Source organism: Paraburkholderia suaedae, from assembly GCF_040812055.1.
Classification (GTDB): Bacteria; Pseudomonadota; Gammaproteobacteria; order Burkholderiales; family Burkholderiaceae; genus Paraburkholderia.
On sequence record NZ_JBFOAH010000009.1, the window covers coordinates 133840 to 157769 of the forward strand.

Genomic DNA, 23930 nt, shown 5'->3' on the forward strand with positions numbered 1-23930 from the left:
GGGCAGTATCAGGCAGCAGGCAACGGGCAACACCAGGCAACGGGCAACACCAGGCAATACCACGCAACACCAGGCAACACCAAGCAACACCAGGCAACACACCGGCAGGTCCAAAAATCGGGGCGCCCGAACGCCTCACTTTAGCAACCGTCTTGCATGGGGATGGGAGTCAGCGGCAAAGCGCCGACCCCCATCGACATACAAGTGCATGCGATTGGAGACACAACCATGAAGCAGGTCATTCGAGCGGTCGGCGCCGGCATGCTGGCGTTGGGGATACTGGGCACGGCAGGGCTCGCGCGTGCCGACGACAAGGTCACGCTGGGCGTCGCGATTCCGACAGCCGACCACGGCTTCACGGGCGGCATCGTCTGGTGGGCCAACAAGGCCAAAGCCGATCTCGAGAAAGCGCATCCCGATCTCAAGGTCATCGTCAAAACGGCGGCCGGCGCGCCGGAACAGGCGAACCAGTTGCAGGATCTGGTGACGGTCAACAAGATCAACGCGCTCGTGATCTTCCCGTTCGAATCGGCTTCGCTCACGCAACCGGTCGCGCAGGTGAAGAAGAAAGGCGTGTACGTGACGGTGGTCGACCGCGGCCTGACCGACACGAGCGCGCAAGATGCGTATGTGGCGGGCGACAACACCGCGTTCGGCAAGATTCCCGCCGAGTACCTGGCCAAAGCGCTCGACGGCAAGGGCAACATCGTCGCGCTGCGCGGCATTCCGACCACGCTCGACAACGAACGCTGGGCCGCCTTCACCGGCGTGCTGAAAAACTATCCCGACATCAAGATTCTCGACGGCAAGTACGCGAACTGGAATCGCGACGACGCGTTCAAGGTGATGCAGGACTACCTGACGCGCTTCAAGCACATCGACGCCGTATGGGCCGCCGACGACGACATGGCGGTCGGCGTGCTGAAGGCGATCGACCAGGCCAAGCGCAACGACATCAAGATCGTGTTCGGCGGCGCGGGCTCGAAGGGCATGGTGAAGAACGTGATGGACGGCGCGCCGATGATCAAGGCCGACGTGTCGTACTCGCCGAAATTCATCTACGACGCGATCAAGCTGACCGCCGAGGCGCGTCTGAAGGGCGAGAAGCTGCCGCCGACCACCATCATTCCGTCGGTGCTGATCACCAAGGAAAACGCGCAGCAGTTCTATTTTCCGGACTCGCCGTTCTGAGCGGCGCGTGGCACGCGCGGGCGGCGTCCACACTGCAGTGGCGCGGCCCGTATGCGATCGTTAGAGGGACCGTACGATGAAAACCATCAAAGGGCCGGCGATCTTTCTCGCGCAGTTCATGGGCGACGAGGTGCCGTTCGACAATCTTGCGCATCTGGCGCAATGGGCCGCGGGTCTCGGCTTCAAGGGAATACAGGTGCCGTGCGACGCGCGCCTGATCGATCTTGAACAGGCGGCGGCGAGCCAGACGTATTGCGACGAGTTGCGTCAGACCGTGGACGACGCGGGCGTGACGATCACCGAACTGTCGACGCATCTGCAAGGCCAACTGGTCGCCGTGCATCCGGCGTACGACGTGCTGTTCGACGGCTTCGCCGCGCCGCGGGTGCGAGGCGACCCCGCCTCGCGCACGCAGTGGGCGATCGAACAGCTGAAGCTCGCAGCGAAGGCGTCGCGGCGTTTGGGCCTGAGCACCCACGTGTCTTTTTCCGGCGCGCTGGCGTGGCCTTACGTGTACCCGTGGCCGCAGCGTCCGGCGGGGCTCGTCGAAGCGGCGTTCGACGAACTCGCGCGCCGCTGGACGCCGATTCTCGACGCGTTCGACGAAGCCGGCGTGGACGTGTGCTACGAATTGCATCCGGGCGAAGACCTGCACGACGGCGCGAGCTTCGAGCGCTTTCTCGATCGCGTGAAGCAGCACGCGCGCGCGAACCTCCTCTACGATCCGAGCCATTTCGTGCTGCAGCAGCTCGACTACCTCGCGTTCATCGACATCTATCACGAGCGCATCAAGGCGTTTCATGTGAAGGACGCGGAGTTCCGGCCGAACGGCAAGCAGGGTGTGTATGGCGGATACAGCGGCTGGGTCGAACGCGCGGGACGCTTCAGATCCCTTGGGGATGGACAGATCGACTTCGGCGCGATCTTCTCGAAGATGGCGCAATTCGATTTTCCGGGCTGGGCCGTGCTCGAATGGGAGTGTGCGCTCAAGCATCCGCACGACGGCGCGCGCGAGGGCGCGGAGTTCATTCGCCGGCACATCATTCGCGTGGCCGAACATGCGTTTGACGATTTCGCCGGCAGTGGTGTGGACGATGCGCAGGTCAAGCGTGTCCTTGGGCTGTGAGCGAAGTTTTGTGGCGCGATTTGCGAACGTGAAAGAGGCAGGGGCTCAAGCACAGAAGCCCAGAAGCGAGGCCGCGGGCGACGCTGCAACGTGGCAACCCGCGTCACCACGCTTTCGCCGCAGCCTCCCAACGAAGGAGTAAGCGATGCAGCAAAAAAGGTTGAAGCTGGGCATGGTCGGTGGTGGGCAGGGCGCGTTCATCGGCGCGGTACATCGGATCGCGGCGCGGCTCGACGATCGTTTCGAACTGGTGGCAGGCGCCTTGTCGTCCGACCCGCAGCGCGCGCAGGCGAGCGCCGCCGAGGCCGGCATTGCGCGCAGCTACGCGGACTGGCGCGAGATGGCGCGCGCCGAAGCTGTGCGCGACGACGGCATCGACGCGGTCGCGATCGTCACGCCCAATCATCTGCATGCGCCGGTGGCGACGGCGTTTCTCGAAGCAGGCATCCACGTCGTGTGCGACAAGCCGCTGGCGATTTCGCTCGCCGAAGGCGAAGCGCTCGCGAAACTCGCTCGCGACAAAGGCAAGCTGTTCGCACTCACGCATACCTACTCCGGCTATCCGCTGGTGCGTCATGCGCGCGAGCTGGTCGAGCGCGGCGAACTGGGCGAGATTCGCGTGGTGCAGGTGGAATACGCACAGGACTGGCTGGCCGAACCGGTCGAAGCCGGTGGTTTGAACAAGCAGGCCGGCTGGCGCACGGACCCTGCGCTGGCGGGCCCGGCGGGCTGTCTCGGCGATATCGGCACGCACGCCTATCAGCTCGCCGCCTTCGTCACGGGGATGACGCCTCGCGCACTGTCGGCGGAACTGCATACCTTCGTGCCGGGACGGCGCATCGACGATCACGTGCAGGCGATGCTGCGCTATGCGAACGGCGCGCGCGGCATGTTATGGGCGAGCCAGGTGGCGAGCGGCGCGGAGAATGCGCTGCGGCTGCGGGTGTACGGAACGAAGGCCAGCCTCGCTTTCGATCAGGAGCAGCCGAACGAGCTATGGTTCACGCCGCTGGGCGGGTTCGCCGAGCGGTTCACGCGGGCGCGCGTGACGAGCGCGCCCGCGGCGCACGCGACGCGCGTGCCGCCCGGACACCCGGAGGGTTATCTGGAAGCGTTCGCGCAGTTGTACAAGGACGCCGCATTGCAGATCGAAGCATTGGACGAAGGTCGCGCGTTGCCTGCGGAAAGTCGTCTGCTGACGACTGTGGATGATGGTGTGGCGGGGCTGCGCTTCATCGATGCGGTGCTCGCGAGCAGCGCGGCGCAGGGGCAGTGGCGTGAAATCGAAGCGGCTTGAGCGGTTTGGGGCAGTCTGAAAGCGGTGGTGAGCCAGGCGTCGCCGTGTTCGACCGAGCGTCATCCGCCCTTGCTCTTTTTGATCTGCTCTTCAAACGCGATATCGAGCTTGCTCGCCTTGCGCGGTTTCTGCGGGCCGAAACCATCGACGAATTTGACGAAGTCATCGAGCGTCAACGGATCGCAGACCTTTTTGTCGGTGCCGCTCGATTTGTCGACCAGATAGAACAGGCCGCCGGAGAGGCTGATCGCGGCGAACTGCGGATTGCCGCTGCGCGCTTTCAGCCGTTCTACTGCGTGGATGGCTCGGGTGGTGCGCATGGTGTGGGACGGCTGATAGGGCAGAGATAGGGCAGAGATTGCTACTTTAACAAGTTCGCCGCAGCCGCGCGCCCGGCGGTCATCGCCGGAACACGCAGGTGCGGTCGAAATTGCGCGGCGGTCAGCCGTCGCCACAGCTTGTCGGGGTTGTCGTCATGCATGCTTGACTGGACCGCCAAATTATCTGCCGGCGCCGTCCGTCACGCCGGCCTCGGTCACCCCACGCTTGCGATCGACGCGAGCCGTGCTGCAAACGCTCCGTTCGGTTCAGGCATGCCCCGCGAACGCTCGCGTCGCTCCGTGGTCTGCACGGCTCACCGCAAACGGCCGCGCAAGGAAGACCCCTTACTGACTGAGATAAACGAACTTGCCGTCGCGGATCGTGCCCATCACGCTCGCCCGCTGGTCCAGACCGACGTGGTCTTTCGGACTCGTGTTGACCACGCCGTTCGGCACGACCAGTTCATGCGCGTGCTCCAGTTCGTCGCGCAACGCAACACGAAACGCCGGCGTGCCCGGCTGCGCGGTTTTCAGCGCGCGCGTCACCGCATCCTGCAAACGCGGATAGACGCCCGCCGCATCGCCCGCGAATTGCGTGACACTGCCGGCACCGTACTTCGCCTCGTACGCGTTGGTGAACGCGAGCGCCGCCTTCCTCGCCGGATGATCGGCCGGCAGCGTGCGGGCGACCACGACCGGCTGGGTCGGAAAGAGCGTGCCTTCCACGTCCTTGCCGCCCAGCTTGATGAATTCGGGCGTGGCGATGCCGTGAGTCTGATAGATCGGCCCTTTATAGCCGCGTTCGACCAACGTGCGCTGCGGCAGCACCGTCGGCGTGCCCGCACCCGCGATGAGGATCGCATCCGGCCTGGCGGCCATCAGCTTCAGAATCTGACCGGTCACGCTCGCATCCGTGCGGTTATAGCGCTCGGTCGCGACCAGCTGAATGTGACGCAGCGCCGCGAACTTGCTGAACTCGTTGAGCCAGCTCTCGCCGTAGCCGTCTGCGAAGCCGATGAAGCCCACCGTCTTCACGTTGTGGTTCGACATGTAGCGCGTCATCACGTCGGCCATCGCGCTGTCGGTCTGCGCCATCTTGTAGGCCCAGACCTTCTTGCCCTCTTGCGGCTCTACCACGCTGGCCGAGCCGACCAGCGTGATCATCGGCGTCTGGCTGTCGGCGACCGGGTCGAGCGCGGCCATCGCGGCCGGCGTGATGTTCGGCCCGACGATCACGTCGACGTGGTCCTCGTTGATCAGCTTGCGGATGTTGCGCACGGCCGTGCCGGGGTCGGATGCGTCGTCGAGGAAAATGTAGTCGGCTTTCTGGCCGGCGATCGTCGCGGGCCACATCAGCATCGCATTCTTGCTGGTGATGCCGATCACGGCCGCCGGGCCGGTGCTCGACAGATCGATGCCGACCTTCAGCTCGGCATGGGCCGCGGTGGCGAGCAACAGCGCGCCGAGAGCGGCTGCGCCGCGAAATGGGTTGCGACGTTTTTTGTTATGCGACTTCATCGGGGGTCTCCGTAGCGAAAAGCGGTGAGTCAAAGTTCGTAGGTTTCGTGTTCGCCCTTGAGCGCCTGTTCGATCAGCTTGCGGTTCATGCTCGGCGACAGCAGCTCGACGAGCGTGTACACATAGCTGCGCAGATAGGCTCCCTGTTTCAGCGCGACGCGCGTCACGTTGCTGCCGAACAGGTGGCCCACCGGCATCGCGCGCAGATGACGGTCGCGCTCGGCGTTGAACGCGATGTCCGCCATGATGCCCACGCCGAGTCCCAGTTCCACATAGGTCTTGATCACGTCCGCGTCGATTGCTTCGAGCACGATGTCCGGATGCAGCGCGCGCAGGCGGAACGCCTCGTTGATCTTGGTGCGGCCGGCGAACGCATTGTCATACGTAATCAGCGGATACTGGGTCAGATCGTCCAGCGACAAAAGCTTGCGGTCCAGCAGCGGATGGTCCGGCTGCATGACCGCCACGTGATGCCACTGGAAGCAGGGCAGCGACACCAGCTCCTTGTAGTTGGCGATGGCCTCGGTGGCGATGGCCAGATCGGCCTGGTCGTGCAGCACCATCTCGGCGACCTGGGTCGGGCTGCCTTGCAGAATCGAAAGGTGGACTTTGGGAAAGCGTTTCTTGAACTCGGCGATCGCGGCCGGCAGCGAGTAGCGCGCCTGGGTGTGCGTCGCCGCGATCACCAGATTGCCCTGATCCTGCGCCGCGTAGTCCTTGCCGACGCGCTTCAGGCTCTCCACCTCCTGCAAAATCTTTTCGACCGACTGCAAAATGATGCGCCCCGGTTCGGTCAGCGAACGCACGCGTTTGCCGTGCCGCGTGAAAATCTCGACGCCCAGCTCGTCCTCCAGCTCGATGATCGCCTTTGAAACGCCCGGCTGGCTCGTGAACAGCGCCTTGGCAGCCTCGGTGAGGTTGAATTTCTGCCGCACCGCCTCGCGAACGAAGCGGAATTGATGCAGGTTCATATATAACCTCTGCGCATATCAAAAGAATTTTTTAGTCGTTTGAAATATAAGGCGAGTTTATTACGATCTGTCCATCTTTTTCAATATGGGTATCTGTATTTGTCATAAGCAAATGAACGTTTAGTCTGAACGCTCGTTCGCGGTTGCTGACAAAGACGGACATCTAAGGCGCGGCGAGTCGGACCGTCGTGTGTCACGCCAAAAACTGGGGTCCCCGAATGTACCAATACGATCAGTACGACCAGACCATCGTCGATGAACGCGTCGCGCAATACGCCGATCAGGTTCGTCGCCGCTTGTCGGGCGAATTGAGCGAAGAGGAGTTCCGTCCGCTGCGCCTGCAGAACGGCCTGTACCTTCAGCGCCACGCGTACATGCACCGCATCGCGATCCCGTACGGCAATCTGCGCAGCGACCAGATGCGCGTGCTCGCGCAGATCGCGCGCGAACACGACCGCGGGTACGGCCATTTCTCGACGCGCTCGAACATCCAGTACAACTGGATCAAGCTCGAAGAAACGCCGGAAATCCTGCGCAAGCTCGCCGCAGTGCAGATGCATGGCATCCAGACCTCCGGCAACTGCATCCGCAACATCACGGCCGACCAGTTCGCCGGCGTGGCGCCGGACGAAGTCGTCGATCCGCGTCCCTGGGCCGAAATCCTGCGCCAATGGTCCACGTTCCACCCCGAGTTCGCATGGCTGCCGCGCAAGTTCAAGATCGCCGTGTCGGGTTCGAAAGAAGACCGCGCGGCCGTGCAGATTCACGACATGGGCGTGTATCTGAGGAAGAACGGGCAAGGCGAACTGGTGGTCGACATCCTGGCGGGCGGCGGGCTGGGCCGCACGCCGCTCATCGGCGCGGTGATCCGCCGCGACCTGCCGTGGCAGCATCTGCTGACGTACTGCGAAGCGGTGCTGCGCGTGTACAACCGCTATGGCCGCCGCGACAACATGTACAAGGCGCGCATCAAGATTCTCGTGAAGGCGTTGAGCCCGGAAAAGTTCTCGGCGCAGGTCGAAGAAGAGTGGCAGCACCTGAAGGACGGCCCGTCGACCCTCACGCAGGCGGAAGTGGACCGCGTGAGCCAGTACTTCCAGCCGCCGGTCTACGACAAGCTGCCGAATACCGACGTATCGTACGAGAAGCATCTGCTGGAAAGCCGCGCATTCGCGCGCTGGGTCGAGCGCAACGTGCGGCCGCACAAGGTGCCGGGCTACGCATCGGTGACGCTGTCGCTCAAGCCCGCCACGGTCGCCCCCGGCGACGCCACGGATACGCAGATGGAAGCCGTCGCCGATTGGGCCGACGAGTATTCGTTCGGTGAAATCCGCGTGTCGCACGAACAGAACCTGATTCTCGCCAACGTCAGAAAGCGCGACCTCTTCGCGCTGTGGGAAAAGGCCAAGGCACAAGGTTTCGCGTCGGCCAACATCGGCTTGCTGACCGACATCATCTCGTGCCCGGGCGGCGATTTCTGCTCGCTCGCGAATGCCAAGTCGATTCCGATCGCGCTCGCGATCCAGGAACGGTTCAACGATCTGGACTACGTGTACGACCTGGGCGACGTGTCGCTGAACATCTCGGGCTGCATCAATGCGTGCGGTCACCATCACGTCGGCAACATCGGCATTCTGGGCGTCGACAAGGACGGCTCCGAGTGGTACCAGGTGACCCTCGGCGGCGAGCAGGGCACGGGCGCGACCGGCGCGCATCTTGGCCGCGTGATCGGCCCGTCGTTCTCGGCGGAAGAAATGCCGGACGTGATGAGCAAGGTGATCGACACCTTCGTCGAGAACCGCCAGGAAGGCGAGCGCTTCATCGAAACGTATAACCGCATCGGCATCGCGCCGTTCAAGGAACGCGTGTACGCGTCGCGTCAACCGGCTCACGCGTAACCGCGCAAAGGATACCGAACAGATGGCTTCTATCATCAAGAACCGCGCGATCGTCAACGATGACTGGACGCTCGTGCGTCCCGCGGAAGACGGCTCGCTGCCCGCGGTCAACGATTTGCCGGCCGGCAAGGTGCTGGTGCCGCTCGCGTTGTGGCAAGCCGAACGCGACGCGTTGAGCGCGTCGCGCGGCGCGGCGCAGATCGGCGTGTGGCTCGCGCCGGACAGCGAACCGGCTGAGATCGTCGGCGACTTCGACAAGCTCGCGCTGATCGCCGTGGACTTTCCGGTATTTCGCGACGGCCGGGGTTATAGCATTGGCCGGCTGTTGCGCGAGCGCTATGGCTACAAGGGCGAATTGCGCGCGATCGGCGATGTGCTGCGCGACCAGTTGAGGTTCATGTTCCGTTGCGGCTTCGATTCCTATGCGCTGCGCGCGGACAAAGACTTCGACGATGCGCTCAAAGCGTTCGACGAATTCAGCGTTCAGTACCAGGGCGCGGTGGACGACCCGTCGCCGCTATTCCGCCGCCGCGCGGCGGCAACTGCCGCAACCACTGCTGCAACCGCAGGCAAGGTTTCGGCATGAGCGACGCTCAATTGCTCGCGCCGGAACTCGCGGCGAAGGTCGAGCGCCTCGATGCGCTGCTCGACTCGATCGCCGCGCGTCACGCCAACGTGAAGCTCGCCAGCAGCCTCGCGGCGGAGGACATGCTGCTTACGCACGCCATTCTGTCGCGTGGCGTGAAGATCGGCATCTTTTCGCTGAACACGGGCCGCTTGCATGCGGAAACCCTCGGCATGCTCCAGCGCGTGAACGAGCGCTATGGCTACGAGATCGAACAGTTTCATCCGCAGGCTGCGGCGGTCGAGGAATACATCGGCTCCCACGGTCTGAACGCGTTCTATGAAAGCGTCGATCTGCGCAAGCGCTGCTGCGAGATCCGCAAGGTCGAGCCGCTGAACCGAGCGCTGTCGGACGTCAGCGCATGGGTGACGGGTCAGCGCCGCGAGCAGTCGGTCACGCGTGCCGAACTGCACGAGGAAGAGCACGACGCCGCGCGCAACATCGCCAAGTTCAATCCGCTGACGGACTGGACCGAGGGCGAGGTGTGGGATTACCTCAAGGCATTCGACGTGCCGGTCAATCCGCTGCATGCGCGCGGGTATCCGAGCATCGGCTGCGAGCCGTGCACGCGCGCAATCCGTCCCGGCGAGGACAGTCGCGCCGGGCGCTGGTGGTGGGAGTCGCGTGATACGAAGGAATGCGGACTGCACATCACGACGATCACTCCGATCCCGGTTGTGGGCAGCGAGAACGCTTCAGTCTGAGCTCTTGCGTACCCGCAAGTACACAGAGTAACGGAGGCCTCGGTTTGCAGCCCGAACGCCCCACCTACCGCGCACTTACCGATTCGAATACTTTCGCCGAAGCGAGCAACCGCTCGCCGGGCGAATCAACGAAGGACCCAGATATGAGCACCACGCTCGATTCCACTGTCAACGCTCCGCTTGCCAACACGGCGAACCGGATGGATCACCTCGATTGGCTCGAAGCCGAGTCGATTCACATCCTGCGCGAACTGGTCGCGGAATGCAGCAAGCCCGCGCTGCTGTTCTCGGGCGGCAAGGATTCGGTGGTGGTGCTGCATCTCGCGCTGAAGGCCTTTGGCATCGGCGCCAATCGCCAGACCGTGCTGCCGTTCCCGCTCGTGCACATCGACACGGGTCACAACTACGGCGAAGTGATCGACTTCCGCGATCGCCGCGCACAAGAAATCGGCGCGCAACTGGTGGTGGGTCACGTCGAAGATTCGATCAAGCGCGGCACCGTGCGGCTGCGCCGCGAAACGGATTCGCGCAATGCCGCGCAGGCCGTGACGCTGCTCGAAACCATCGAACAGCACGGCTACACTGCGCTGATCGGCGGCGCGCGCCGCGACGAAGAGAAGGCCCGTGCGAAAGAACGCATCTTCTCGTTTCGCGACGAGTTCGGCCAATGGGACCCGAAGGCGCAACGCCCGGAACTGTGGAGCCTGTACAACGCGCGTCTGCATAACGGCGAACACCTGCGCGTGTTCCCGATCTCGAACTGGACCGAGCTCGACGTATGGCAGTACATCGCGCGCGAACAGCTCGAACTGCCGTCGATCTATTACGCGCATCAACGCGAAATCGTGCGTCGCAATGGGCTGCTCGTGCCGGTCACGCCGCTCACGCCGATGCGCGAAGGCGAAGTCAGCGAGAGCGCGCTGGTGCGTTTTCGCACCGTCGGCGACATCAGTTGCACGTGCCCGGTGGAAAGCGATGCCGACGATGTCGAGAAGATCATCGCCGAAACGGCCGTGACGGAAATCACGGAACGCGGCGCGACGCGGATGGACGATCAGGTCTCGGAAGCCGCGATGGAACAGCGCAAGAAGCAGGGGTATTTCTGAGGCGGGGACATGGGACCAGAGTAAGCGCTAAAGCGCTAACTCTGATCGACAAAGGAACATTATGAGTATTCATCAACCTGAAGACCTCGGCGTGCTACGTTTCATTACCGCGGGCAGCGTCGACGACGGCAAAAGCACATTGATCGGCCGCCTGCTGTACGACAGCAAAGCCGTGCTGAGCGACCAGCTCTCCGCGCTGTCGCGCGCAAAGAACAAGCGCACCGTCGGCGACGAAATCGATCTGTCGCTGTTGACCGATGGCCTCGAAGCCGAACGCGAGCAGGGCATCACGATCGACGTCGCGTACCGCTACTTCGCCACGGCCAAGCGCAAATTCATCATCGCCGACACGCCGGGGCACGAGCAATACACGCGCAATATGGTGACGGGCGCGTCGACCGCACACGCGGCGATCATCCTGGTCGACGCGACACGCGTGAGCTTCGTCGACGGCGTCGCGCAACTGCTGCCGCAAACCAAGCGTCATAGCGCGATCGTCAAGCTGCTCGGCTTGCAGCACGTGATCGTCGCAATCAACAAGATGGATCTGGTCGAATACAGCGAAACGCGTTTCGACGAGATTCGCGATGCGTATGTCGAACTCGCGCGCCAGTTGGGCCTGACCGACGTGCGTTTCGTGCCGGTGTCGGCGCTCAAGGGCGACAACATCGTGACCGCCAGCGAGAGCATGCCGTGGTACGCGGGCGAGCCGCTGCTGGACCTGCTCGAAGCGTTGCCGGTCCAAACGCCGACTGGCCAGGCATTGCGTTTCCCGGTGCAATGGGTGGCCCGCCAGGACGGCAGCCAGGCCGACGATTTCCGCGGCTACATGGGCCGCGTCGAATCCGGCGAAGTGAAGCTCGGCGACACGATCGTCGTGCTGCCGGCCAATCGCGAAGCGACAGTCGCGGAAATCATCGCGCCCGTGGTGGGCGGCACGGCTGCGGTGGACCGCGCGTTCGCGGGTCAAACGGTGACGATCCGTCTCGCGGAAGACGTCGACGTGTCGCGCGGCGACACCTTCGTGCTGCGCGAAGCGGCGCCCGAGCCGGCGAAAAAGCTCGAGGCCGACCTCTGCTGGTTCGACGACACGCCGCTGTCGACGCAACGCAAGTACCTGCTCAAGCAAACCACCAGCACGGTGTTCGCGCGGATCGGCGCGATCCGGGAAGTGCTCGACGTGCATACGCTGTCACAGGCAACCGATCGCAAGGAACTCGCGATGAACGACATCGGCCGCGTCGCGTTGACGTTGCAAAAGCCGCTTGTCTGCGACGTGTACGACTCGCATCCGGGCACGGGCGCGTTCGTGCTGATCGACGAGGCGACGCACCATACCGTCGCGGCCGGGATGATCCGGGCGTTTTCGGCGTAAGCGGGCGACGGGCGGGCGGCGACGCAGCGCCGCTTACGCTCTGACCCGCCCTAACCAACAGGTTGATGCACATGGGTAAGGTTTATCTGATCGGCGCGGGCCCGGGTGCCGCGGACCTGATTACGGTGCGCGGCGCACGGCTACTCGCTCTTGCCGACGTCGTGCTGCACGACGCGCTCGTCGAGCCGGCCATGCTCGACTATGCGCCGGCGCGCGCGCGGCGCATTGCGGTGGGCAAGCGTTGCGGTCGACTGTCGACGGCGCAACAGTTCATCAACAAGCAGATCGTGGACGCCGCTTTGGAGCACGATGTGGTGGTGCGTCTGAAGGGCGGCGACCCGATGCTATTCGGCCGCGCCGACGAAGAAATGCGGGCGCTCGAAGCGGCGGGCATCGAGTACGAGGTCGTGCCTGGGATCACCGCGGCGCTCGCCAGCGCGGCTTCGCTCAAGCGTTCGTTGACGCTGCGCGGCGTGTCGCGCAGCGTCGCGCTGGCTACGTTCAGCCGTGCGCCTGGGTCCGACGAGATTCGGGAGCAGGTGAACGCGGATTCGCTGGTGTTTTATATGGGCCGCGATAGCGGCGTTGAGATCGCGCAGCAGTTGATCGATGCCGGCAAGCCGGTTTCCACCCCGGTGGCGATTGTCGAGGCTTGCAGCACGGAACGCGAGCGCATGCTCACGCTGACGCTTGAAGAGCTTGCCGCGGGCGACGCGCAGCGCTGGGTCGATGCTTCGCAGCCCAGCTTGTTGATGATCGGTGAGGCGTTCGCTGCCCGGCAACGCGAGGTGCTTCGTTCGGCGGACGGGATATTGGTGGCCGCCTGATAGGCAACCGGCATCAAACCTGCCGCAAGCAATACTGCGCGAGCGCATCGAGCACCGCTTCGTCCTCGCCGGCCGCAACCGCGCACCTGATCTCAACCCCCGCGTGGCGCGCGCGGCACCGCTCGATCGCTTCAGGCAAGTCCTTTCTGACATGCCCGCCTTGCCCGAAAAACACCGGCACGACGGTAATCACATCACAGCCCTGACCGACGAGGCCAGCCACCGCGGCAGGCAGATCAGGCTCCATCAATTCGAGAAAAGCCAGGCTCACCGGGCCGGCCGCGCCGCCTGTCGCGCGCGCGGCCTCGAGCTTTTGCGCGAGCCGCTCGAACGGTTCGCGCCAGCGCTGATCCCTCGCACCATGCCCAAACAGAACCAGCCCGTGCGTTGTCATGACATCCGCTCCTAATGACGGTCGACCCACTTGAGCCCGACCAGTCCGAGCACCAGATACACCAGCCCCGGCGTCGCCGCGGTCAATGGCGCGGGCCATGTATTCAACGTGCCGATGTGCGAGAACAGTGTATTGAAAAGCTGGAAGCTCATCCCCAGCATGATCCCGCCGAACACCTTCATGCCGACCACGCCGGCCCGCGTGTGCAGATACGCGAACGGCAGCGACAACACCAGCATCACGAACACCGCGAACGGATACAGCAGCTTGCGCCACAGCGCGATTTCATAGCGCTGCGTGTCCTGGTGATTCTCGGTCAAATGCTGAATGTAGCGGAACAGGTTGAACATCGACATACGGTCCGGCGACACGAGCAGCACCGACAGAATCTGCGGCGTCAATTCCGAGCGCAGCGAATACTCCGGCAACGACACCTGTTTTGCACGATACACCGGATTCAATGCATCGGCCGGCGTGCCGGGAGTAGGGGGGACGTCGATCAGTTGCGTATCGGTCACGCCCGTCAATTGCCAATGGCCCGGCGGCTGAAACCGGCCGCTTTGCGCGGTGCGCACGTTCGACAGACGGAACTTCGAATCGAACTCGTAGATGCGCACATTGGCGATCGTTGCGTCGGGGTTCAACTCGCCGACGTTCACGAAGCGCGTCACCTGTTCGCCGTCCGCGCGGGCGGTGAGCGTGTCTTTCACCCACACGCCCGACTGAAAATTGCTCGACACCGACGAGCCCAACGCTTCGAGCCGCACGCGCTCCGATAATTGATCCGTGTACGGACCGACCACTTCGCCGATCAGATACGTGAGGAACACGAGCGGAATGCCGATCTTCATCAGCGAGCGCAACGCCTGATTAGTGGCGAGGCCGGACACGCGGAAGATCGTGTATTCGGAGTTCGCTGCCATCTGCGCGAACACGTAAATCGCGCTGATCAACGCGGCGACCGGAATGATTTCGTAAAAGCGCGACGGCGTTTGCAACGCGACGCGCAGCAACGCGTACTGGAATTTGTAGTTGCCGTGGCCGACCGAATTCAGTTCGTTGATGAGGTCGAAGAAAAAGAACAGACCCGAAAACGCAAACAGAATGAAGATGAACGTTAGATAGATCTGACGCGCGAAATACCTTTCATAGATGCGCATGGGTCAGGCTCCCTGCGAACGGCTGAACATCGTCCACGTGAAGAGCGGACGGTTACGCACGCGCAGCCAGAAGATGAACGCGACGATCGCCGCCACGATGACGTGCAGGATCACGAGCCCCAGTCCGAACGACATCTTGCCCTGCTCGATCCACGCCTGCACCACGTTCAGCAGATTCGAATACGTCAGATAGATCAGCACGGCCATCACCAGATTGATGGTACGGCTGCGGCGCGGATTCTGGTGCGCGAGCGGAATGGCGAGCAGCATCAGATTGATTGCGATCAGCGGCAGGCCCGCGCGCCATGCGAATTCGGCGAGGTTTTCGTTGGTGGGGTAGCGCAACAGCGTGAGCGTGGGCGTACCGGTGGTGGTGGGCGTATTGACGACCGGCTGGCTCTGGATCTTCACGCCGTAGCGCTCGAACTCCATGATGCGAAAGTCCGGGTGCCCCGGTTCGCCGTCGTAACGGCGGCCGTTTTCGAGCACGACGAAGCGGTCGCCGTTTTTACGCGTCTCGGTATGCCCGTACTTCGACACCACCACGTTGACCTTGCCGCCTTCCGTACTGGTCACGAACACGTTTTCCACCCGCCCCTGGTCGGGCGACATTTTCTCGATGAAAAACACCCGGTGGCTCGCGGCCGATTCGCGGAACTGGCCCGGCGCGAGCAGCGAGACTTCGTCGCGCTGCTGAAAGCGCGCGCGGATCAGCTTGCTCTGCTGGTTGGACCACGGCCAGCCGATGAACACGAAAAACATGATGAGGATGATGATGGGCGTAGCGAAAATGCCAATCGGTTTGATGAACTGCGTGAGGCTCACACCCGAAGACAACCACACGACCATCTCGGAGTCTTTGTACCAGCGGGTGAGCACGAACAGGATCGACACGAAGAGCGTCGCTACGAGCATGATGGCCAGATAGCCGATCACGGTGAGGCCGATCAGGACCAGCACGTCGCGCGGATCGATCTCGCCCGAGGCCGCGAAGCCGACGATGCGGATCATCATCGTGGTCAGCACGAGCGTGAGCAGAACCATGAACACGGCACCAGCCGTATACGCGAGTTCGCGCTGGAGGGAGCGTTCGAAGATCATTATTGATGACGAGAGGGGGCGCTCTCAGTGACGCGCGGGTTGCTTCCCGTCACGCCTGCGGTGCAGCCGCCGCGGGAAAAATAGCGGATAATTGCGGCTTTCATCCTAAGCCCAGACTTTATCCGAGGACAAGCGCGATGGACTTTAGCATAAAAGCCTGTGATTGGACCAAAGGCTCGTCAAACGGTTTCCTGACCGGGAAATCGGATTGCATCGTGATCGGCGTGTTCGAATCGCAAACGCTCTCGGGCGCCGCGCTTGAGATCGACGTCGCGACCAAAGGGCTGCTGACGCGCATCATCAAGGCCGGCGACATGGACGGCAAGGCCGGCACCACGCTGTTCCTGCACGAAGTGTCCGGCATCGGCGCCTCGCGCGTGCTGCTGGTCGGTCTCGGCAAGCAGGACGCCTTCAATCAGAAAGCTTACGGCGACGCCGTGCGGGCCGCCTGGCGCGCGCTGCTCGGCACCCGGATCGTGCAGGTCACATTCACGCTGGCGCAGTTGCCGGTGCAGGAGCGCTCGGCCGACTGGGGCGTGCGCGCCGCCATTCTCGCGCTGCGCGAACTGACCTACAAGTTCACGCAAATGAAGAGCAAGCCGGACAACGGACCGCGCGCGTTAAAGCGCATCGTGTTCAGCGTCGACACCGGCGACGAGAAAGCCGCCAAGCTGGCCGCCCGGCAGGGTGCGGCGCTTGCCAATGGTATGGACCTCACGCGTGACCTCGGCAACCTGCCGAGCAACGTGTGCACGCCGACCTACCTCGCGAACGCCGCGAAGAAGCTCGCCAAAGACTGGAAGCTCAAGGTAGAGGTGCTGGGCGAGAAGCAGTGCGAAGCGCTCAAGATGGGCTCGTTCCTGTCGGTGACGGCGGGCTCGGTCGAGCCGGCGCAGTTCATCGTGCTGCAGTATCAGGGCGGCGCCGCCAAGGCCGCGCCCGTGGTGCTGGTGGGCAAGGGCGTCACGTTCGACACGGGCGGCATCTCGCTGAAGCCGGGCGAAGGCATGGACGAGATGAAGTACGACATGTGCGGCGCCGGTTCGGTGCTGGGCACGTTGCGCGCGGTCGCCGAAATGGGCCTGAAGATCAACGTGGTCGGCATCATCCCGGCGGTCGAGAACATGCCGTCGGGCACCGCCACCAAGCCGGGCGACATCGTCACCAGCATGAAGGGTTTGACGATCGAAGTGCTGAACACGGACGCCGAAGGCCGCCTGATTCTGTGCGACGCGCTCACGTACGCCGAGCGCTTCAAGCCGGCCGCGGTGATCGACATCGCCACGCTCACGGGCGCGTGCATCATCGCGCTCGGTCATCACAACAGCGGGCTTTTCTCGAAAGACGATGCGCTGGCGGGCGAGCTGCTCGATGCGTCGCGCGAAGCGTCCGACCCCGCCTGGCGCCTGCCGCTCGACGACGAATACCAGGACCAGCTGAAATCGAACTTCGCCGACATCGCGAACATCGGTGGCCGTCCGGCGGGCAGCGTGACGGCGGCGTGCTTCCTGTCGCGCTTCACCGACGCGTACCCGTGGGCGCATCTGGACATCGCCGGCACCGCATGGAAGAGCGGCGCATCGAAGGGCGCCACCGGCCGTCCGGTGCCGCTGCTCGGGCAGTTCCTGATCGACAGGGCCGCGGGCGGTCGCGCCGCCCAATGACGCGTTGTTGTAAGCCCGCGCGCCTGGTACCGAAAGCAGCCCGGAGCCGCCGATGACCAGAATCGACTTTCACTCGAACGTCGGCGACTCGCTGCTGTATGCGTGCCGCCTGATCCGCAAGGCGTATCAGGCGGGCCAGCCGACCATCGTGCTGGCGGAGCCCGCGCGCCTGCGCGCCTTCGACGAACAGCTGTGGACCTTCTCGCCGCTCGACTTCGTGCCGCACTGCATGGCGGGCACGCCGCTCGCCGCGCAAACGCCGATCGTGCTGGCCACGAACCTCGACGATGTGCCGCATCATCAGGTGCTGCTCAACCTCGGCGCGACAGTGCCCGCGCAGTTCGCGCGTTTCGAAAGATTGCTGGAAGTGGTCGGTAACACACACGACGAGCTGATTGCCGGGCGCGAGCGTTATCGCTTCTATCGCGATCGCGGCTATGCTTTGAACAACTACAAGCAAGGCGGCTAGGCTTCGTTCCACCAGGAGCGGGTCGGGTGCGCGGGTCCGTCGGCAGACTGGCGGATGCGGCGCGCGGGTAGTCTGCTTTCGCTTCGACTCACAGCTTCGACCTACAGCTTCGACTCACACACGGAGAGTGCACGTGTCCGATCCCAACGATAATTCGATTCCGATTCTGCACGAGATTCTCGTCCCCGGCCGCGCGGCCGCGACGCAGCCGGCGCCGCAGGGTCAAACGGCCGCCGCAGCCGAGGCGCTGCGCGAACCCGGATTCAAGACGGAACCGGTGTTCTCGCCGCAGACCTCGCATGCGGATGAACCCGGTCTGCGCGCCGAGTTGGAGCCCGTGCTGGCTCCGCAGCCTGTGCTTGCACCGGAAGAGACACGCTCGCCCGAGCCGGTTCTATCGCCCAAGCCCGCTGACGACGGCGTCCGCGCGAACCCAGCCGCGGCGGCCCCCGCGCGCGCAGTCGCGCCGCAGCCGCCGACGGCCCCGCAAGCCGCGCCTGCCGTAACCGACGTCTTCGATCGCAGCGAGCCGGCAGCGCCGCTCGAAGCCGGCGAAACCGTGCCGCCGGACATCGCTCGCGACACGCAATCTCCGGCATCGTTGCAGCCGGACCTCGACGCCGATGTCATCGCGAAACGTCTGCGCGATCGCTTCGCCGGCTTCCTCACGGGCGAGGGGCGCAGTGTCATTGAAGCGCGTTGCCGCGATGCGTTGCAGGAACACAGCACCGTGCTCGTCAGCCAGATCACGCGCGAAGTGGCGCTGACGCTCGAAAGCGAAATGACCGGCTGGGTGCACGAAGCGGTGGCGGAAGAGATCGCGCGGCGGCACTCGGGACGGGGCTGATCGAACCATGCGGCATGCCGATGGCCGCTTGCGGCGGGCGCCTTTAAAGGCGCCCGTTTTTCATTTGAGCGTCAACACCCAGTTCGCCAGCGTGGCCGCCTGATCGGGTGTGAGCTGCGTATTGGCGGGCATCGGCACCGGGCCCCATACCCCCGTGCTGCCGTCCAGAATCTTGTGCTTCAGGTAAAGCGCGGCGCCTTCGCGTCCGGCGTATCTGGCCGCGACCTCTTGCAGCGCCGGTCCCATGAGCGAGCGCGTGACCGAATGGCAACTCATGCAGTTCTGCTGCTGGGCGAGCGCGAGGCCGGCGGAAGCCTCGGCATGCGCAGCGCGGCTGCCGGCGCTCGAGAGGGCGCCCAGCAGCACGGCTGCGAGCGCCGCATACGACATGGGTTTCATTGTGGTCTCCGTCGGCGGGGAGGCCCCGACTCGTGGTGCGAACATTATAAGGAAAGGGGCGCACGGTTTCCCGTGCGCCCCTTCGTGCTCCTATGCGCTTTTACGTAAGCTTACGTGGCGTTCGCGACTCATGCGAGCCAGGTGCCGCACGTTGCTCACGCGGCGCGCTCAGCCCGTCACCGCGCCCTTGTTCGCCGGCAGCGCCAGCGCGAAGTACTTCGCCAGCACACCACGCGTGTAGCGCGGCTTCGGTTGCTGCCAGGCGGCGCGGCGGCGCTGCAGTTCGGCGTCGTCGACGTTCAGTTGCAGCAGCAGCCTGTGCGCGTCGATCGTGATCGAATCGCCTTCCTGCACCAGCGCGATCGTGCCGCCCGCGAACGCTTCCGGCGCGACATGACCGACTACCATGCCCCACGTGCCGCCCGAAAAGCGCCCGTCGGTGATCAGGCCGACGCTTTCGCCGAGACCCTTGCCGATGATCGCCGAAGTCGGCGCGAGCATTTCCGGCATGCCGGGGCCGCCCTTCGGGCCGAGATAGCGCAGCACGACCACATCCCCGGCGACGATCCTGTCGGCCAGAATCGCTTCCATCGCGCTTTGCTCGTCGTCGAACACGCGGGCCGGGCCGGTGATCACCGGGTTCTTCAGGCCGGTGATCTTGGCGACCGCGCCGTCCTCGGCCAGGTTGCCCTTGAGGATCGCGAGATGGCCTTCGTCGTAGAGCGCCTTGTCGATCGGGAAGATCACCTTCTGATCGGCGCGCGGCCTGGCTGGCACGTCCTTGAGTTCTTCGGCGAGCGTCTTGCCGGTGATCGTGATGCAGTCGCCGTGCAACATCCCGGCGTCGAGCAGGATCTTCATCACTTGCGGGATGCCGCCGGCCTTATGCAGATCCGTTGCCACGTACTGGCCGGACGGCTTGAGGTCGCAGATGACCGGCACTTTCTTGCGCATGCGCTCGAAGTCCTCGATGGTCCACTCCACTTCGGCCGCGTGCGCGATCGCCAGATAATGCAGCACGGCATTGGTCGAACCGCCGGTCGCCATGATCAGCGCGACGGCGTTTTCGATCGACTTGCGGGTGATGATGTCGCGCGGCTTCAGGTCCCGCTTGACCGCTTCGACGAGCACGCGCGCCGATTCGGCCGCTGAGTCGACCTTCTCCTCGTCCGGGTTGGCCATCGTCGACGAATACAGCAGCGACATGCCGAGCGCCTCGAACGACGAACTCATCGTGTTGGCGGTGTACATGCCGCCGCACGAACCCGTGGACGGACAGGCGTTTTTTTCGATTCCTTCGAAATCTTCCTGCGACATCCGACCCGCCGTGAATTCGCCGACCGCCTCGAACGACGACACGATGGTCAGGTCGGTGCCCTTCCAGTTGCCCGGACGGATCGTGCCGCCGTACACGTAGATGCCCGGCACGTTCATGCGGGCGAGGCCGATCATGCCGCCCGGCATGTTCTTGTCGCAGCCGCCGATCACGACGACGCCGTCCATCCACTGGCCTTGCACGCAGGTCTCGATGCAGTCGGCGATCACCTCGCGCGACACGAGCGAGTACTTCATGCCTTCGGTGCCCATGGACATGCCGTCCGAGATCGTCGGCGTACCGAAGATTTGCGGATTGGCGTCGGCGCGCTTGATTGCGACCACGGCCGCGTCGGCCAGCTTCTGCAAACCGGCGTTGCACGGTGTGATGGTCGAATGGCCGTTGGCGATGCCGATCATCGGCTTGTCGAAATCGTCCTTCTGGTAGCCGAGCGCGTAGTACATCGAGCGGTTCGGCGAACGCGCGACGCCTTGCGTGATGTTCCTGGAACGACGGTTGTATGCCATGAAATCTCCAGTCTGTGTTGTTTTGGGCCGGTGGGGCGAGCTGACGTCGTGCGGGCTGCACGGATGCGTCAGCGAGTCAGTTCAGTGTAGTTCGGCTCGCTGGGCAAGGATGGAGTTTTGCGAAGGGTGTGTCCAATATATTATTTAGCCCGGTTTAGATCGTAAAATGTATTAATCATGCCGTCTGCCACTCCAGACCTGCGCCAGTTGCGCTATTTCGTCGCCGTCGCCGAAGAGAAGCACTTCGGGCGGGCGGCCGCGCGCCTGTCGATGACGCAGCCGCCCTTGTCGCAAGCCATTCGCGCGCTCGAAGCGACGCTCGGCGTCGCATTGTTCGCGCGCACCAAGCGCTCGGTCGAATTGACCTCGGTCGGCGCAGATCTGCTGCCCGAAGTCGAGCGCCTGCTGGCGAGCGCCGAAGGCCTGCGGCCGCTCGCGCAGAGCCTCGCGCGCGGCGAGGCGGGGGTGTTGTCGCTGGCCTTCGTTTCCACCGCGGACTACGGTCTGCTGCCGCCGCTGCTGCGCGATTTCGGCGCGCGCCACCCGCGGGTGCGGCTCGAACTGACCGAGGCCACCAGCGACGTGCAGGTGGACGAACTGATGGCCGGGCGCATCGACGCCGGCCTCGCCATCGCGCCGCTGCCGCCGCGCTACCGCGCGCAGCTCGGGTGGCTGCCGATCGCGCGCGAGCCGCTGGTCATCGCGATGTCGGCGGACATGGCCGCGCGCCTCGCGAGCGCCGGCGGGTCCGAGCTCCGCCGTGACGCGCGCGCCGAGTGGCTCGACACGCCGGTCAGCCTGCGCGATGTCGCCGATGCGCCGCTCGTGATCTTCCCCAGACGTCTGGCTCCAGGCTTTTATGACATCATCATGGATTGCTACGGTGCGGCAGGCCTCACACCTTCCGTCGGCCAGGAGGCGATCCAGATGCAGACCATCGTGAGCCTGGTGTCAGCCGGCATGGGCGTCGCACTGGTGCCGCAATCGTTGCGTAATCTGCGCCGTACGGGAGTCGTATACCGGCCGCTGTCCGAGTCGGTGCCCTCGATTGAAACCGGGCTCGTCTGGCGCACGGACGAGGTCAGTCCGGTGCTGGCCGGTTTCATCGACATCGTGCGCTCGCATGCGGCAAGCGCCGTCGCCCAGTCAACCGCGCCGCGCGTCTAGCGCCGCCGCCGCGAACGGATCGGGGGGCGAACCGTCAAACGCATGCAATCAACCGGTGCGCAATGTAGACCGTCCGCGCCAATTCGTTGCACCACTCCGCTTTTGAACCTGAACTGCCCATAACGACACGATGCTCATTCACCCCAATTTCGACCCCATCGCTATTCATCTGGGGCCGCTCGCCGTGCGCTGGTACGGACTGATGTACCTCGTCGCGTTCGTCGCGGCGATCGTCGTCGGCCGGCTGCGGCTGCGTTTGCCTTACGTCGCGGCGCAAGGCTGGACCGTCAAGGACATCGACGACATGCTGTTTTACGGTGTGCTCGGCACCATATTGGGCGGCCGGCTCGGCTATGTGCTGTTCTACAAGGCCAGCTTTTATTTCGCGCATCCGCTCGACATCTTCAAGGTGTGGGAGGGCGGCATGTCGTTTCATGGCGGCTTTCTCGGCGTGACGCTTGCGATGGTGCTGTTCGCGCATCAGCGCAAACGCTCGTGGCTGCAAGTCACCGACTTCGTCGCGCCAATGGTGCCGACCGGGCTCGCGGCGGGGCGCCTCGGCAATTTCATCAATGGCGAGCTGTGGGGCCGCGTGACGGAACCGTCGGCGCCCTGGGCGATGCTGTTTCCCGGTGCCGCGCCCGACGACGCCGCGTGGCTCGCCGCGCATCCGCAACTGGCCGCGCAATGGCATCTGAATGACGTGTTCGCGCAATATCACATGCTGCCGCGGCATCCGTCGGAGCTCTACGAGATTGCGCTCGAAGGTGTCGCGCTCTTTTTCGTGCTGTTCTTTTTCTCGCGCAAACCCAAGCCGCTGGGCGCGATTTCCGCCGTGTTCCTGATCGGCTACGGCCTCGCGCGCTTCACGGTCGAATTCGCGCGCGAGCCTGATGACTTCCTGGGCCTGCTAGCGATGGGTCTTTCGATGGGCCAATGGCTGTCGCTACCGATGATTCTCGCGGGCATCGGTATGCTGGTGTGGTCGTATCGCCGTGCACGGCGCGAACCGGCGCAGGTGGTCAGCGCGAGCTGAGTGCTCGCTGCGGTTTGTCGTAGATACCGTACTCAATAGAGAGCACTAACGAAAAACGCCATGGCATTGCCGTGGCGTTTTTTTTTTGGGCGTCCAGCACGGCGGTACAGCGCCGCGCAGACGCAGCGCCGCAGACTCGCACGCGTCACTTCATCTGCACCGAGCCCGACACATTGACCGTCACCGTCGACGTTCCAGCTTCGAGCGACATCGGAGCCATGCCCTTCGCGTCGGCGCCCATTGTGCGCGCGCTCATCATCATCATGGGACGCGGCATCGCGCCGCTGTGATTGACGTTCACCTCGCGAATCGAATAGCCGCTAAAGCCGAATGCCTGCGCCGACGACGCGGCCTGGTCGCGGAACGACCTGATCGCTTCGCCGGTGATCTTCTGCTCGGCGGCGCGTTGTGCTTCGGGCGACAGCGAGAACTGCACGTTGCCGACCTGCATGATGGATGCCATCTGGCCCGCGAGCTTCGAGGCCGCGCCGAAGTCGCGCGATTCGAGCACGACTTCCGTACGGCCGCGCCATGTGGAAATGCGCCCGTCGCGATCGGTAGAAGGGAAAATCGAGAATGAGCCGGTGCGGGCCGTCACGCCGCTCACGCCGCGCGCTTTCTGCAGCGCCGAATCGGCGCGTTGGTTCAGCGTGGCGGTGAGCGTCGAAGGGTCGCTGGCTTCCTGTTCGTAGAACATCGTGATATTGACGACGTCTTGCGGCACTTCCGCGCTGGCCTGCGCGTTGAGTGAAAGCACGCCCGAGGGCTGGGACTGCATCACGCCCTGGGCGCGCGCCATGGCCGGGGTCAGTGTGAGCGCGACAGGCGTGGTGCACGCGAGAGCGAGTGCGAGTGCCCGTGCGGTGATTTTAGTCATGGCTGAACTCCTTGCT

The 23930-nt window shown here is 64.0% G+C and carries 23 protein-coding genes; 14 read left to right on the top strand and 9 right to left on the bottom strand.

Features of this window, described 5'->3' with window-relative positions; all coding sequences use genetic code 11:
• Positions 1-228: 228 nt before the first annotated feature.
• The 3 genes from ABQJ48_RS15140 (at position 229) to ABQJ48_RS15150 (ending at position 3614) form a co-directional block, all read left to right on the top strand.
• Positions 229-1191, top strand: coding sequence for a substrate-binding domain-containing protein (locus tag ABQJ48_RS15140; protein ID WP_367838818.1), 963 nt, complete (start codon positions 229-231; stop codon positions 1189-1191).
• A gap of 76 nt (positions 1192-1267) precedes the next feature.
• Positions 1268-2317: a sugar phosphate isomerase/epimerase family protein gene (locus ABQJ48_RS15145; protein ID WP_367838819.1), complete on the top strand. Its 1050-nt coding sequence runs from the start codon at positions 1268-1270 to the stop codon at positions 2315-2317.
• A gap of 145 nt (positions 2318-2462) precedes the next feature.
• Complete coding sequence (locus ABQJ48_RS15150) at positions 2463-3614, top strand: Gfo/Idh/MocA family protein (RefSeq protein ID WP_367838820.1); 1152 nt, start codon at positions 2463-2465, stop codon at positions 3612-3614.
• 59 nt (positions 3615-3673) lie between these two features.
• Here the strand turns inward: ABQJ48_RS15150 and ABQJ48_RS15155 are convergent, their stop codons facing one another.
• The 3 genes from ABQJ48_RS15155 to ABQJ48_RS15165 form a co-directional block, all read right to left on the bottom strand.
• Positions 3674-3934, bottom strand: a complete 261-nt coding sequence (locus tag ABQJ48_RS15155) for a hypothetical protein (RefSeq protein ID WP_367838904.1) — start codon at positions 3932-3934, stop codon at positions 3674-3676.
• A gap of 345 nt (positions 3935-4279) precedes the next feature.
• Positions 4280-5452: an ABC transporter substrate-binding protein gene (locus tag ABQJ48_RS15160; protein WP_367838821.1), complete on the bottom strand. Its 1173-nt coding sequence runs from the start codon at positions 5450-5452 to the stop codon at positions 4280-4282.
• A gap of 29 nt (positions 5453-5481) precedes the next feature.
• Complete coding sequence (locus ABQJ48_RS15165; protein ID WP_367838822.1) at positions 5482-6423, bottom strand: CysB family HTH-type transcriptional regulator; 942 nt, start codon at positions 6421-6423, stop codon at positions 5482-5484.
• A gap of 218 nt (positions 6424-6641) precedes the next feature.
• Here ABQJ48_RS15165 and ABQJ48_RS15170 point away from each other — a divergent pair, with 218 nt between their 5' ends.
• The 6 genes from ABQJ48_RS15170 (at position 6642) to cobA (ending at position 12958) form a co-directional block, all read left to right on the top strand.
• Positions 6642-8321: a nitrite/sulfite reductase gene (locus ABQJ48_RS15170; protein ID WP_367838823.1), complete on the top strand. Its 1680-nt coding sequence runs from the start codon at positions 6642-6644 to the stop codon at positions 8319-8321.
• A 22-nt stretch (positions 8322-8343) separates the two neighbouring features.
• The gene (locus ABQJ48_RS15175) at positions 8344-8907 is read left to right on the top strand and encodes a DUF934 domain-containing protein (protein WP_367838824.1); all 564 of its coding nucleotides are present in this window, start codon (positions 8344-8346) and stop codon (positions 8905-8907) included.
• Complete coding sequence (locus tag ABQJ48_RS15180) at positions 8904-9650, top strand: phosphoadenylyl-sulfate reductase (RefSeq protein WP_367838825.1); 747 nt, start codon at positions 8904-8906, stop codon at positions 9648-9650. Before ABQJ48_RS15175 ends, ABQJ48_RS15180 begins: the two co-directional genes overlap by 4 nt.
• A 143-nt stretch (positions 9651-9793) precedes the next feature.
• Positions 9794-10756: a sulfate adenylyltransferase subunit CysD gene (gene cysD / locus ABQJ48_RS15185; RefSeq protein WP_367838826.1), complete on the top strand. Its 963-nt coding sequence runs from the start codon at positions 9794-9796 to the stop codon at positions 10754-10756.
• A gap of 58 nt (positions 10757-10814) precedes the next feature.
• Positions 10815-12131: a sulfate adenylyltransferase subunit 1 gene (locus ABQJ48_RS15190; protein WP_367838905.1), complete on the top strand. Its 1317-nt coding sequence runs from the start codon at positions 10815-10817 to the stop codon at positions 12129-12131.
• Positions 12132-12202: 71 nt separating this feature from the next.
• Complete coding sequence (gene cobA / locus ABQJ48_RS15195; protein ID WP_367838827.1) at positions 12203-12958, top strand: uroporphyrinogen-III C-methyltransferase; 756 nt, start codon at positions 12203-12205, stop codon at positions 12956-12958.
• Between the two features lie 13 nt (positions 12959-12971).
• Here cobA and ABQJ48_RS15200 read toward each other — a convergent pair whose 3' ends face one another.
• Genes ABQJ48_RS15200 through lptF form a run of 3 tightly spaced genes read right to left on the bottom strand, consistent with a single transcriptional unit; the run spans position 12972 to position 15613 of the window.
• A complete protein-coding gene (locus ABQJ48_RS15200; RefSeq protein ID WP_367838828.1) occupies positions 12972-13352 on the bottom strand; it encodes a sirohydrochlorin chelatase in 381 nt (126 codons plus the stop codon).
• 11 nt (positions 13353-13363) lie between these two features.
• The gene (lptG, locus tag ABQJ48_RS15205; RefSeq protein WP_367838829.1) at positions 13364-14512 is read right to left on the bottom strand and encodes an LPS export ABC transporter permease LptG; all 1149 of its coding nucleotides are present in this window, start codon (positions 14510-14512) and stop codon (positions 13364-13366) included.
• Positions 14513-14515: 3 nt separating this feature from the next.
• Positions 14516-15613: an LPS export ABC transporter permease LptF gene (gene lptF / locus ABQJ48_RS15210; RefSeq protein WP_367838830.1), complete on the bottom strand. Its 1098-nt coding sequence runs from the start codon at positions 15611-15613 to the stop codon at positions 14516-14518.
• A gap of 137 nt (positions 15614-15750) precedes the next feature.
• Here lptF and ABQJ48_RS15215 point away from each other — a divergent pair, with 137 nt between their 5' ends.
• The 3 genes from ABQJ48_RS15215 to ABQJ48_RS15225 all read left to right on the top strand — a co-directional run bounded on the left by ABQJ48_RS15215 (position 15751) and on the right by ABQJ48_RS15225 (position 18593).
• Positions 15751-17277: a leucyl aminopeptidase gene (locus ABQJ48_RS15215; RefSeq protein ID WP_367838831.1), complete on the top strand. Its 1527-nt coding sequence runs from the start codon at positions 15751-15753 to the stop codon at positions 17275-17277.
• A 52-nt stretch (positions 17278-17329) separates the two neighbouring features.
• Positions 17330-17746: a DNA polymerase III subunit chi gene (locus ABQJ48_RS15220; protein WP_367838832.1), complete on the top strand. Its 417-nt coding sequence runs from the start codon at positions 17330-17332 to the stop codon at positions 17744-17746.
• A 133-nt stretch (positions 17747-17879) separates the two neighbouring features.
• Positions 17880-18593, top strand: a complete 714-nt coding sequence (locus tag ABQJ48_RS15225) for a DUF2486 family protein (RefSeq protein ID WP_367838833.1) — start codon at positions 17880-17882, stop codon at positions 18591-18593.
• 60 nt (positions 18594-18653) lie between these two features.
• Here ABQJ48_RS15225 and ABQJ48_RS15230 read toward each other — a convergent pair whose 3' ends face one another.
• Positions 18654-18992: a c-type cytochrome gene (locus tag ABQJ48_RS15230; RefSeq protein WP_367838834.1), complete on the bottom strand. Its 339-nt coding sequence runs from the start codon at positions 18990-18992 to the stop codon at positions 18654-18656.
• 168 nt (positions 18993-19160) lie between these two features.
• A complete protein-coding gene (gene ilvD / locus ABQJ48_RS15235) occupies positions 19161-20834 on the bottom strand; it encodes a dihydroxy-acid dehydratase (RefSeq protein ID WP_367838835.1) in 1674 nt (557 codons plus the stop codon).
• Between the two features lie 177 nt (positions 20835-21011).
• Between ilvD and ABQJ48_RS15240 the strand changes: the two genes are divergently transcribed.
• Both ABQJ48_RS15240 and lgt read left to right on the top strand, forming a co-directional pair.
• The gene (locus tag ABQJ48_RS15240) at positions 21012-22001 is read left to right on the top strand and encodes a LysR family transcriptional regulator (RefSeq protein ID WP_367838836.1); all 990 of its coding nucleotides are present in this window, start codon (positions 21012-21014) and stop codon (positions 21999-22001) included.
• A gap of 130 nt (positions 22002-22131) precedes the next feature.
• A complete protein-coding gene (gene lgt, locus ABQJ48_RS15245) occupies positions 22132-23037 on the top strand; it encodes a prolipoprotein diacylglyceryl transferase (RefSeq protein WP_367838837.1) in 906 nt (301 codons plus the stop codon).
• Positions 23038-23182: 145 nt separating this feature from the next.
• Here the strand turns inward: lgt and ABQJ48_RS15250 are convergent, their stop codons facing one another.
• Entirely contained in the window at positions 23183-23914 is a 732-nt protein-coding gene (locus ABQJ48_RS15250) for an SIMPL domain-containing protein (RefSeq protein ID WP_367838838.1), read from the bottom strand.
• Positions 23915-23930: the final 16 nt, after the last annotated feature.

Bases quoted from the DNA above. Each gene is read 5' to 3' on its own strand.
- ABQJ48_RS15140 (WP_367838818.1), top strand. From the start codon at position 229: ATGAAGCAGGTCATTCGAGCGGTCGGCGCCGGCATGCTGGCGTTGGGG.
- ABQJ48_RS15145 (WP_367838819.1), top strand. From the start codon at position 1,268: ATGAAAACCATCAAAGGGCCGGCGATCTTTCTCGCGCAGTTCATGGGC.
- ABQJ48_RS15150 (WP_367838820.1), top strand. From the start codon at position 2,463: ATGCAGCAAAAAAGGTTGAAGCTGGGCATGGTCGGTGGTGGGCAGGGC.
- ABQJ48_RS15155 (WP_367838904.1), bottom strand. From the start codon at position 3,934: ATGCGCACCACCCGAGCCATCCACGCAGTAGAACGGCTGAAAGCGCGC.
- ABQJ48_RS15160 (WP_367838821.1), bottom strand. From the start codon at position 5,452: ATGAAGTCGCATAACAAAAAACGTCGCAACCCATTTCGCGGCGCAGCC.
- ABQJ48_RS15165 (WP_367838822.1), bottom strand. From the start codon at position 6,423: ATGAACCTGCATCAATTCCGCTTCGTTCGCGAGGCGGTGCGGCAGAAA.
- ABQJ48_RS15170 (WP_367838823.1), top strand. From the start codon at position 6,642: ATGTACCAATACGATCAGTACGACCAGACCATCGTCGATGAACGCGTC.
- ABQJ48_RS15175 (WP_367838824.1), top strand. From the start codon at position 8,344: ATGGCTTCTATCATCAAGAACCGCGCGATCGTCAACGATGACTGGACG.
- ABQJ48_RS15180 (WP_367838825.1), top strand. From the start codon at position 8,904: ATGAGCGACGCTCAATTGCTCGCGCCGGAACTCGCGGCGAAGGTCGAG.
- cysD (WP_367838826.1), top strand. From the start codon at position 9,794: ATGAGCACCACGCTCGATTCCACTGTCAACGCTCCGCTTGCCAACACG.
- cobA (WP_367838827.1), top strand. From the start codon at position 12,203: ATGGGTAAGGTTTATCTGATCGGCGCGGGCCCGGGTGCCGCGGACCTG.
- ABQJ48_RS15200 (WP_367838828.1), bottom strand. From the start codon at position 13,352: ATGACAACGCACGGGCTGGTTCTGTTTGGGCATGGTGCGAGGGATCAG.
- lptG (WP_367838829.1), bottom strand. From the start codon at position 14,512: ATGCGCATCTATGAAAGGTATTTCGCGCGTCAGATCTATCTAACGTTC.
- lptF (WP_367838830.1), bottom strand. From the start codon at position 15,613: ATGATCTTCGAACGCTCCCTCCAGCGCGAACTCGCGTATACGGCTGGT.
- ABQJ48_RS15215 (WP_367838831.1), top strand. From the start codon at position 15,751: ATGGACTTTAGCATAAAAGCCTGTGATTGGACCAAAGGCTCGTCAAAC.
- ABQJ48_RS15220 (WP_367838832.1), top strand. From the start codon at position 17,330: ATGACCAGAATCGACTTTCACTCGAACGTCGGCGACTCGCTGCTGTAT.
- ABQJ48_RS15230 (WP_367838834.1), bottom strand. From the start codon at position 18,992: ATGAAACCCATGTCGTATGCGGCGCTCGCAGCCGTGCTGCTGGGCGCC.
- ilvD (WP_367838835.1), bottom strand. From the start codon at position 20,834: ATGGCATACAACCGTCGTTCCAGGAACATCACGCAAGGCGTCGCGCGT.
- ABQJ48_RS15240 (WP_367838836.1), top strand. From the start codon at position 21,012: ATGCCGTCTGCCACTCCAGACCTGCGCCAGTTGCGCTATTTCGTCGCC.
- lgt (WP_367838837.1), top strand. From the start codon at position 22,132: ATGCTCATTCACCCCAATTTCGACCCCATCGCTATTCATCTGGGGCCG.
- ABQJ48_RS15250 (WP_367838838.1), bottom strand. From the start codon at position 23,914: ATGACTAAAATCACCGCACGGGCACTCGCACTCGCTCTCGCGTGCACC.